Raw genomic sequence first — 9,557 nt, forward strand, 5'->3', positions numbered from 1 at the left:
AATTCAAAAAGAATTGTTATATTTATCAAAAACGGTACATACAAAGAAGTTGTTACAATAAGAAAAAACAACATTCATCTTATTGGAGAAAGCAACACGGGAACGATTATCACATATGACAATTATGCCGGTAAGCTAAAACCCGACGGTACCACATACGGTACATCCGGCTCTGCATCATTCTATCTCTATGGAACTGATACAATTCTTGAAAATCTCACAATTGAAAATTCCTTTGATGAAAATATCAATGTAAACGACAAACAAGCTGTAGCTGCTTATATTCGCGGTGACAGACAAATAATCAAAAATTGCATTTTTATCGGAAATCAGGATACTTTGTATGCCCATTCGGGAAGGCAATATTATGTGAACTGCAAGATTATCGGCGACACAGATTTTATATTTGGCGGTGCAACAGCTGTGTTTGACAAATGCGAAATTGTTTCCACTCCAAGAGGCGGATACGTCACTGCCGCAAGCACTGATATCGAAAATTACGGATTCCTGTTTTTAAACTGTAACTTAACAAGCAGCGCTCCCAAAAATTCCACATATCTCGGAAGGCCTTGGCGCCCCAATGCTTATGTAGTATACAAAACTTGTTATTTGGGAGCCCATATTAGAGAGGTTGGCTGGACCAGCATGAGCGGTAATCAACCTGAAAATGCACGTTTTTTTGAATACAAAAACACAGGCCCGGGAGCGGTAATCAATTCATCCAGAAGGCAGTTGTCCGATGCCGAAGCAGCAAAATTCACTCCTGAAAACCTGTTAAAAGGTACCGACAATTGGAATCCGATTGCGCTCTTATCTCAAACGCCATCTCCTGCACCCGGTCCTACACCAGTGCCCATGGAGGGACAATTGATAAAATCATTAATAATAAAGGATCAAACAAATGCGTCCAAATGGTCCATACAGTCAAACCTGAAAGTTGGAGATAATGTATTCGGTGACAGGACATATAAATTTGTTTCAATCCCAAGCGAGCTCCTTGGCTCCGAATGGATCAGAACCGCCTGTGATTCAAAAACCTTCACATCGGATGCGGCGGTTTTTGGCGCCAAAACTGATATAACCGTATACGTTGGCCTGGATTCGAGAGTTGCAAATCCTCCGTCCTGGCTGGGCAGTTGGACTAAAACCTCTCTTTCCATAACCGATGACGGCTCACCCCAAGTTACCTACAACCTTTATAAAAAGGATTTTAGCTCAAATTCCGTCGTAACCCTTGGCCCCAACGGAACCTCATCCGGTGTTGTGAACTACATTGTGATAGTCAAAGAAAACAATCAAAGCATTGTATACGGTGACTTAAACGGTGATGGATTGGTGAATTCTAGCGACTATTCGCTATTAAAAAGACATATTCTTAGACAAACAACTTTGTCACAGGACAAATTAACGGCGGCAGACTTAAACCGAAACGGCTCTGTCGACTCGGTAGACTTGTCCATACTAAAAAGATTTTTATTAAAAACAATTACCAAATTGCCTTTATAATCTTTCAAGGAGGTTGATATAAATGCTAAAAAGAAAAATTGCTCCAATTCCAATTGCATTATGCATGGCAATGTTAGTATACCTTTTTTCTACAGTTGTTTTATTGCCACAAACAGCATTGGCTTCGACTCCTGACTGGGGCAGTATCCTGAAAAAACCCGATTCTTGGTTTGGAAGTTCGGAAGGAATTGCACTTGCAGATGAAATTGTCAAATACCAGCTTTCGGACGGAGGATGGAGAAAAGACATGACTGTAAGTACCAGCGGGTCATGGGGAAAATCAACCATTGACAATAATACAACCACCTCCCAAATTATTGTTTTGGCCAAAGTATACAAGCAAACCAACAACTCAAAATATCTGACTGCTTGCCAAAAGGGTATTGACCTTCTTCTAAACGGACAGTATTCAAACGGAGGATGGCCCCAGATATTCAACGACCCGGGAACCTACCATGCTCACATTACCTACAACGATAATGCCATGATTAATGTAATGAATTTATTAACCAATGTTTCCAAAAAATCCGGTGATTTCAGCTTTATTGACTCAACCAGAGCATCAAGAGCCAAAACCGCTGTTGAAAAAGGAATAGATTGTATTCTCAAAACCCAGATTGTAGTCAATGGAGTTAAGACTGCATGGTGCCAGCAGCATGATGAAAAAACCTTAAAACCGACCAGCGGAAGGTCCTATGAATTGCCATCCATTTGCTCCAGCGAAAGTGTGGGTATAGTAAATTATCTAAAAACAATAGAAAACCCAAGTCCTGAAGTGATAGACAGTATTAATTCTGCTATTGCATGGTTTAAAAAAGTTCAAATCAACGGAATTAAAGTGGTTAACACCGGAAATGACAGAATAGTTGTAAGCGATCCGTCTGCACCTCCAATCTGGGCACGTTTTTATGAAATTGGCACCAACAGGCCGATGTTTGTTGACCGTGACGGCTCAATCCATTACAATCTGTCCGAAATAAGCCAGGAAAGAAGAACCGGTTACGCATGGTATGGAGACTGGCCTAAAAAACTCGTTGAATCAGCACCTGTACCAAGCCCTACACCCGGTCCTACACCAGTGCCCATGGAGGGACAATTGATAAAATCATTAATAATAAAGGATCAAACAAATGCGTCCAAATGGTCCATACAGTCAAACCTGAAAGTTGGAGATAATGTATTCGGTGACAGGACATATAAATTTGTTTCAATCCCAAGCGAGCTCCTTGGCTCCGAATGGATCAGAACCGCCTGTGATTCAAAAACCTTCACATCGGATGCGGCGGTTTTTGGCGCCAAAACTGATATAACCGTATACGTTGGCCTGGATTCGAGAGTTGCAAATCCTCCGTCCTGGCTGGGCAGTTGGACTAAAACCTCTCTTTCCATAACCGATGACGGCTCACCCCAAGTTACCTACAACCTTTATAAAAAGGATTTTAGCTCAAATTCCGTCGTAACCCTTGGCCCCAACGGAACCTCATCCGGTGTTGTGAACTACATTGTGATAGTCAAAGAAAACAATCAAAGCATTGTATACGGTGACTTAAACGGTGATGGATTGGTGAATTCTAGCGACTATTCGCTATTAAAAAGACATATTCTTAGACAAACAACTTTGTCACAGGACAAATTAATTGCGGCAGACTTAAATCGAAACGGCTCTGTCGACTCGGTAGATTTGTCCATACTAAAAAGGTTTTTATTAAAAACAATTACCAAATTGCCTTTGTAATTACCAAACTTGAAAGCTCCTATACCGTTAACTTTTTTATTTAAAATACGAAATCAAAATCTTTATAGCCGGTAATTTTAAAAAAAATCTGCAGGAATGCTGTCCCTGCAGATTTTTACTTACCTTTTCACGTTATTTTCCGATAAACATTTGCACAAACATCTTGCCGTATTGAGGACTTTCCACAACACCGATTCCGGTGTAATTGAAATTGGCATTTAATATATTCTTCCTATGTCCTTCCGAGTTCATCCAAGCCTGAACAGCTCCCTCTACCGTACGATTTCCTGCAATATTTTCTCCTGCTGTTCTAAAGCTTATGTTAAACTGCCTCATCATGTCAAAAGGAGAACCGTATGTCGGGGACTGGTGCGAGAAATAGTTCTTTTCAACCATGTCCTTTGCCTTGAGTCTAGCCACCTTCTGAAGCTCTGCATCAATCTTAAGCGGCTCAAGTCCTGCTTTTGCTCTCTCCTTGTTGATAAGTTCCAGTGTCAGCTGTTCATCTGCATTTAAGCCTGTAACCGGTGTTGCAGGTGCCTGAGCGGTCGGACTTGCCTTAGCTGCAGTGGCCGGTGCAGGTGAAGCTTTTGCCGGTGTTGGTGCAGGTGCCTTCGGTGCTGAAGTTTTCGTTGGTTTTTTGGTTGTGGTACCGGTAGTAGTACCCTGCTGCTTGATATACTTTGAAGAAACTGCTCCCACGCATCCGCTCGCGGGTTCATAAACTGCGTACCAATCCCCCAATTTCCCAAACACATTCACAGTTTGTCCTTTCTTAAGTACACATACAACTGGAAATTTGGTAGACGGACCCTGCCTTACATTCAAGCTGTCTGCAGTCACCACTCCGGTTACAAAGTTTACCTTCTGGAAGGTAGTAGCTGCCGAAGCATTTTGGAAACCAAGTCCCAAAAGACCCGTGCCCCCCGTAAGGACAAGAGCGAGAACAACTAGTAAGACTATCTTCCTTTTCATAAAATCCCTCCAAGTCATCAAATTAAACATACAATTAAAATAAGATTATAGTTGGTTATACAGTGTTGATTATAGTATTGACAAATTTAAATGAATTATTTACATAAGCAAACTATAAAATAAAAAACTTTATATAAAAAAAAGAGTACCGCATGTAAAACACGCAATACTCTTCGTTTAAGCAGTAAAAATCAAACCTTTGAGCTTTGAATTTTCCCGTTATTTTTTAAGGCCTTCCGCCACTTCCTCTTTTGCTTTTGCAATTGCTTCCTCATATGGGATTGCAACAAAGTCCTTCTCACGTCTCAGCTTATATTCAACAATGCCTTCTCCTGCTTTTTTACCTACAGTTATCCTTATCGGAATACCAATAAGGTCGGCATCCTTGAATTTAACTCCCGGCCTTTCATCCCTGTCATCCAGCAATACCTCAATACCCAATTCGCCAAGCTGAGCATATATCTTTTCCGCCAGCTCCATCTGGACACTGTCGGTAGGATTCACCGGTATTACAATTACATGGTACGGTGCAATAGATATAGGCCAAATTATTCCGTTTTCATCGTTATTCTGCTCAATTACAGCAGCCATGCTTCTGTTTATTCCTATGCCGTAGCATCCCATAATCATCGGTTTTTCCTTGCCGGTTTCATCAAGATACACACAATTTAATGCGTCCGAATACTTGGTTCCAAGCTTGAATATGTGTCCAACCTCAATACCGAATTCAACCTTTACGCCGGCTCCGCATTTAGGACACGCATCTCCCTCTTTGATTGTCCTAATATCCTTTACATATTTGGCTTTAAAGTCCCTGTTTATATTAACATTCTTGTAATGGAAGCCTGTGTCATTTGCTCCCGCCACAAAGTTCTTCATTTCAGCGACCTCAAGGTCAACGATAATATCAATATCCAGGCCTATAGGACCTGCAAAACCGACAGCTGCGCCCGTCACCTTCTCTACCGTTTCGGCATCTGCCATTTCAAGCTCTATGCAGCCCAAGATATTCTGAAGCTTTGTCTCATTCAGCTCCCTGTCCCCTCTTACCATGGCAGCAACTACTTTATCATCTGCTTTATATATAAGGGTCTTCGCAAATTCCTTTGCAGAGCAGCCGAAGAATTCCATAAGCTCCTCAATGGTGCGCACGTTCGGGGTTGCAACCTTCTCCATCTCCAATTCTTCACAGCACTCTTTGCCATCGCAGCACTTTTCGGGTATGCACTCAGCCTTTTCATCATTGGCTGCATAACCGCAGGCGTCACAATATGCAATACGGGACTCTCCGATTGCCGACTTTACCATAAACTCCTGTGAGCCGGAGCCACCCATCGCTCCTGTGTCTGCATCCACAATGATATAGTCCAATCCCAGACGGTCAAATATCCTGCAATATGCATCATACATCTTTTGGTAGGATATGTCGAGACCTGCCTCATCCCTGTCAAAGCTGTATGCATCCTTCATCACAAACTCTCTTGACCTCATTACGCCAAATCTCGGTCTTCTCTCATCCCTGTACTTTGTCTGAATTTGATAGAGGGTAAGGGGAAGAGACCTGTACGACTTTGTGACACTTTTTACAGTTTCGGTGAATATTTCTTCGTGGGTTGGTCCAAGGCAAAAATCCCTGCCGCCTCTGTCCTTGAGCCTAAACATTTCCGCCCCGAATACCTCCCATCTTCCCGATGCCTGGTACGATTCGGCGGGAAGGAGTGCCGACATTATCAGTTCCTGGGCACCTGCCCTGTCCATTTCTTCCCTTACAATCTGCTCAACCTTCCTAAATACCCTGTAGCCCAAAGGTAAAAAGGAATAGATTCCCGATGCCAGCTTTCTCATAAGTCCGGCCCTCAGCATAAGCTGGTGACTTGCTATTTCAGCTTCCGCCGGAACTTCTCTTAATGTTTGAAAAAACATATTGGAAACTCTCATGACTTAAAAAAACCTCCTTATAAAATAAAACATGAAATATTAAACCAACATAATTTGCTTCACATTAAAAAATCCGTCCACTGCTATGGGACGGAGTGTTGTTTTCCGCGGTACCACCCAAATTGGTAAACCCCTGCTCTATATACCTGTAACGGAGTATAGCCGGCAGTCTTGTAAACTGCATCTCCGGGGTGGGAAGAAAGTTTATTGCTTGGGAGCTCTCGCAGCCATGAATAAATAAAATCCTTCAAGGAAGCTTATTTACCCATGAAGCTCCTTCTCTTGAAGCCTGCCCTTTCGCAGCCCCTTCATAGACCATATAAACATATATTCCTTTTGTTATTTGTCTTTGATATTCAAATTACTATATTTTATATATTAATATACCTGCCATACTATGTCAATATACATGAAAAGCACAAAAAACTTGGGGTCTCTTGCCTGTTATTGATTAGTACGATATAATCGTGAAAGAATATTAAAATCCAATTAACAGCAATATAATACCGATAACAAATAATAAAAAGGAATGATTACGGATGAAAGTTGGAATAGGTCAGGACAGCCACAGGTTTGATTTTGATGACAAAGATAAAAAGCTCGTGCTTGGAGGAGTGGTATTGGAAGGCTACCCGCCGCTTAAAGGAAACAGCGATGCGGATGTTGTACTCCACTCTATCACCAATGCAATTTCCGGGGTTACCTGCGTAAACATACTTGGAAAAATCAGCGATGAGCTCTGCCTTGAAAAAGGTATAACCGACAGCAAAGTTTATCTGAAAGAGGCTCTTAAGTATTTAAACGGTCAGAAAATAGTTCACGTATCGATATCCATAGAATGCCTTACTCCAAAAATCACTCCCCATATTCCGGCAATCAGAAGCAGTATATCAAAGCTTTTGGACATACCGGAAAATTCCGTAGGTATAACCGCCACCACCGGGGAGGGCCTTACCCAATTCGGCCAGGGGCTGGGTATCCAGGTATTCAGCTGTGTTACAGTGGAGTAAAGCTTTTATCCCTTAATGGGTATGCTGATATTTACGGAGGTTCCCTCTCCTTCTTTGCTGTCAATGGTCATAGTTCCACCAAACCTTCCTTTTATGGTGGAATAGGCCATATACACTCCTATCCCCGTACCTCTTGCTCCCTTGGTTGTCACCATTTCTTTAAACAGCTTGTTCTTTACGCTCTCGGGAATTCCGCACCCATAATCCCTCAAGGTAATCTCCAGGTTATGTCCTTTTCTATTGAATATAATATCAATCTTTCCTCCCCTGCCGTTATATGACTCAATGGAATTGGTAATTATATTGTTCATTACCTGAATCATATTGTTTATTTCTCCTCTTATCTCGGTGTCTCCGCTCACTCTAATGTCCACATTCATTTCACAGTTCCAGCGCTCAATCTCATAGCTCATAAGTATTTTGACGTTTTTAATCAATTCATCAACAGTAAATATTCCATCCGTTGACTCGTTGAAGTTAACAGCCTGACCCTTTACGGCAGATATTTCATCCGAAATATACGAGCAATATGGTTTTATACTGTCCAACCATTGTTTCATTTTCAAAGCAATTTCATGCCTTGCCGCATCCGATACACTATCGTCTTCAATAGACTTTTCATATTCGTCCACAAGATTGTTCAATTCATTCAGTCCTCTGGATATTGACATAATAGGAGTGCTGAAGCTCTGCGCTATTCCGCCTATAAGCTGTCCCAAAGATGCAAGCCTCTCCCTCTCCATAATAATAGAGTGTTTTCTTTCATATCTTTTTTCCAGATGAACATTATAAAGACTTGTAATTATCAAAGAAATCGCAAATCCAATAATAACGCATATCAAACCGATTGCATAAGAAGCATGTTGGGTACTTTCTATACCCGATGTTATGATATCAACAGGTGTCATAGCAAACACTGTCCACCCCAACTCAACCCCGTTTGTGTTGTCAATTGTATGGAAAGTCAATAAATAATCTTTACCGTTTATGTTCTTAATAGACGTTCCGTTTTTCTGCTTTATTATTTCCTCAATGTACAATTCATACTTTACATAATCCACTTTTCCGTTTTGAATTCTGTTAAGAGGATTCATCACATAGTTGCCGTCTTTGCCTACGATATACAGTTGTCCCTCATCGGGAAGCTTTATGTCGGATATGAGATTGTATATGTGCGATTCTTTTATATTGAGTATAAGCATGCCAATTTTCTCATTGTTTTCTCCTTTAATGCTTTTCATATTTGATATGGCCAGTTGATTGCCTGTATGGGTACCGGTGGATGCCACCTCAGTTTGATATGTGTCAAGCCACAATGAATCCATTCCGCTTTGCTGAAATCTCCGTACTGCATAGTAGGCCAGCACATTGTCCGTAGTCTGCGGTCTCGTCTCTCCTGAAGTAATGTACTCTCCGGTATTCGTAATCACTGCTATGTCTGCAATGTCTATTCTCGTATTGGTATAACCGTTTAGTATGTCTTCTATTTCTCTTCTGTTTGCTGCCCTTTTATGCTCATTATCCAGTTTGACGTGGGCTTTTACAAGTTTATCGAATTTTTCGTTGGTCAAAATTTCGTTTGATATATTGTCAAATCCGGTCATTATAGTTTCAATATTATTGGAAATTTGCTTAATAAGCTCGAAGTTATCGTCAGCAGTATGATGTATCATGTCAGCCGATATCATGTTATAAGAAAGATATCCCAATAATGTTGTGGAAACCAATACAATCAAACCAAAACAAATATTGAACCTTATCTGTTTTTTTATTCCTTGTATATTTAGTTTTTTCAAAACATTTTTCAACATTTTGATAACCTTTGCCATTTTACACGCTCCCACCCGTTCATTAAGCTTTGGCAGTAAAAGGAATCAATATGGATATTTCCGTTCCTTTTCCTTCCTCACTCTTAATTTTCATTGTCCCGCCAAACTTCCCTTTAATCGTTGAGTGAGACATATAAAGCCCAAGTCCCGTTCCGTTCTTTCCCTTGGTCGTTATCATTTCTTTTAAAAGCTTCTTTCTCACATTTTCCGGTATTCCGCTTCCATAATCTCTTATAACTATTTCCACCTCTTGGGTATTTTTACTGATTAACAGGTCTATTTTTCCTTCCTTTCCGTTGTAAGACTCAATAGAATTGGAAATAAGGTTGTTCATTACCTGAACAAGGTTGTTTATTTCTCCCTTTATTTGCGTGTTCTCATCCACTCTTATATCTATTCTCAGCTCGCAGGAAAACTTCTTAAGCTCGTGGCTCATTAAAATTTCAACTCTTTTTAACAGCTCTCCCACCGTAAAGCTTATGTTCTCCGATTCATTCATGTTGTCGGCCTGCGTGGAGAGTATAAAAGGAATATATTTACTTTTTAGGCAGGTAAATACAGAAC

At 40.9% G+C, this 9,557-nt stretch carries 7 protein-coding genes; 3 read left to right on the forward strand and 4 right to left on the reverse strand.

The window, feature by feature from the left end; genetic code table 11:
- Positions 1–1,506: pectinesterase family protein (locus PLH43_RS11795; RefSeq protein ID WP_324363344.1), on the forward strand; the 1,506-nt coding region annotated here is incomplete at its 5' end.
- Positions 1,507–1,528: 22 nt separating this feature from the next.
- Complete coding sequence (gene pelA, locus PLH43_RS11800) at positions 1,529–3,241, forward strand: pectate lyase (protein ID WP_324363346.1); 1,713 nt, start codon at positions 1,529–1,531, stop codon at positions 3,239–3,241.
- A 132-nt stretch (positions 3,242–3,373) separates the two neighbouring features.
- On the opposite strand, the gene PLH43_RS11805 is transcribed toward pelA, so the two are convergent.
- Together PLH43_RS11805 and PLH43_RS11810 are read right to left on the reverse strand one after the other, a co-directional pair.
- Positions 3,374–4,216, reverse strand: coding sequence for a CAP domain-containing protein (locus PLH43_RS11805; protein WP_324363348.1), 843 nt, complete (start codon positions 4,214–4,216; stop codon positions 3,374–3,376).
- 219 nt (positions 4,217–4,435) lie between these two features.
- Positions 4,436–6,154 (reverse strand): proline--tRNA ligase, encoded by a 1,719-nt coding sequence (locus PLH43_RS11810; RefSeq protein ID WP_324363350.1) that lies wholly within the window; start codon positions 6,152–6,154, stop codon positions 4,436–4,438.
- A gap of 539 nt (positions 6,155–6,693) precedes the next feature.
- Here PLH43_RS11810 and ispF point away from each other — a divergent pair.
- The gene (ispF, locus tag PLH43_RS11815; protein WP_324363352.1) at positions 6,694–7,164 is read left to right on the forward strand and encodes a 2-C-methyl-D-erythritol 2,4-cyclodiphosphate synthase; all 471 of its coding nucleotides are present in this window, start codon (positions 6,694–6,696) and stop codon (positions 7,162–7,164) included.
- Between the two features lie 5 nt (positions 7,165–7,169).
- Here the strand turns inward: ispF and PLH43_RS11820 are convergent, their stop codons facing one another.
- Both PLH43_RS11820 and PLH43_RS11825 read right to left on the reverse strand, forming a co-directional pair.
- On the reverse strand, positions 7,170–8,993 hold the full coding sequence (locus PLH43_RS11820) for a sensor histidine kinase (RefSeq protein ID WP_324363354.1): 1,824 nt from the start codon (positions 8,991–8,993) through the stop codon (positions 7,170–7,172).
- Positions 8,994–9,015: 22 nt separating this feature from the next.
- Positions 9,016–9,557, reverse strand: a 542-nt coding sequence (locus tag PLH43_RS11825; protein WP_324363357.1) for an ATP-binding protein, incomplete at its 5' end; no start/stop codon positions are given.

Origin of the sequence: Acetivibrio sp. (genome assembly GCF_035371925.1) — a bacterium.
In the GTDB taxonomy this organism is placed as follows: domain Bacteria; phylum Bacillota; class Clostridia; order Acetivibrionales; family Acetivibrionaceae; genus Hungateiclostridium.

Excerpts from the sequence above, each read along its gene's own strand:
- PLH43_RS11820 (WP_324363354.1), bottom strand. The coding sequence starts at position 8,993 with ATGGCAAAGGTTATCAAAATGTTGAAAAATGTTTTGAAAAAACTAAAT.
- ispF (WP_324363352.1), top strand. The coding sequence starts at position 6,694 with ATGAAAGTTGGAATAGGTCAGGACAGCCACAGGTTTGATTTTGATGAC.
- PLH43_RS11810 (WP_324363350.1), bottom strand. The coding sequence starts at position 6,154 with ATGAGAGTTTCCAATATGTTTTTTCAAACATTAAGAGAAGTTCCGGCG.
- pelA (WP_324363346.1), top strand. The coding sequence starts at position 1,529 with ATGCTAAAAAGAAAAATTGCTCCAATTCCAATTGCATTATGCATGGCA.
- PLH43_RS11805 (WP_324363348.1), bottom strand. The coding sequence starts at position 4,216 with ATGAAAAGGAAGATAGTCTTACTAGTTGTTCTCGCTCTTGTCCTTACG.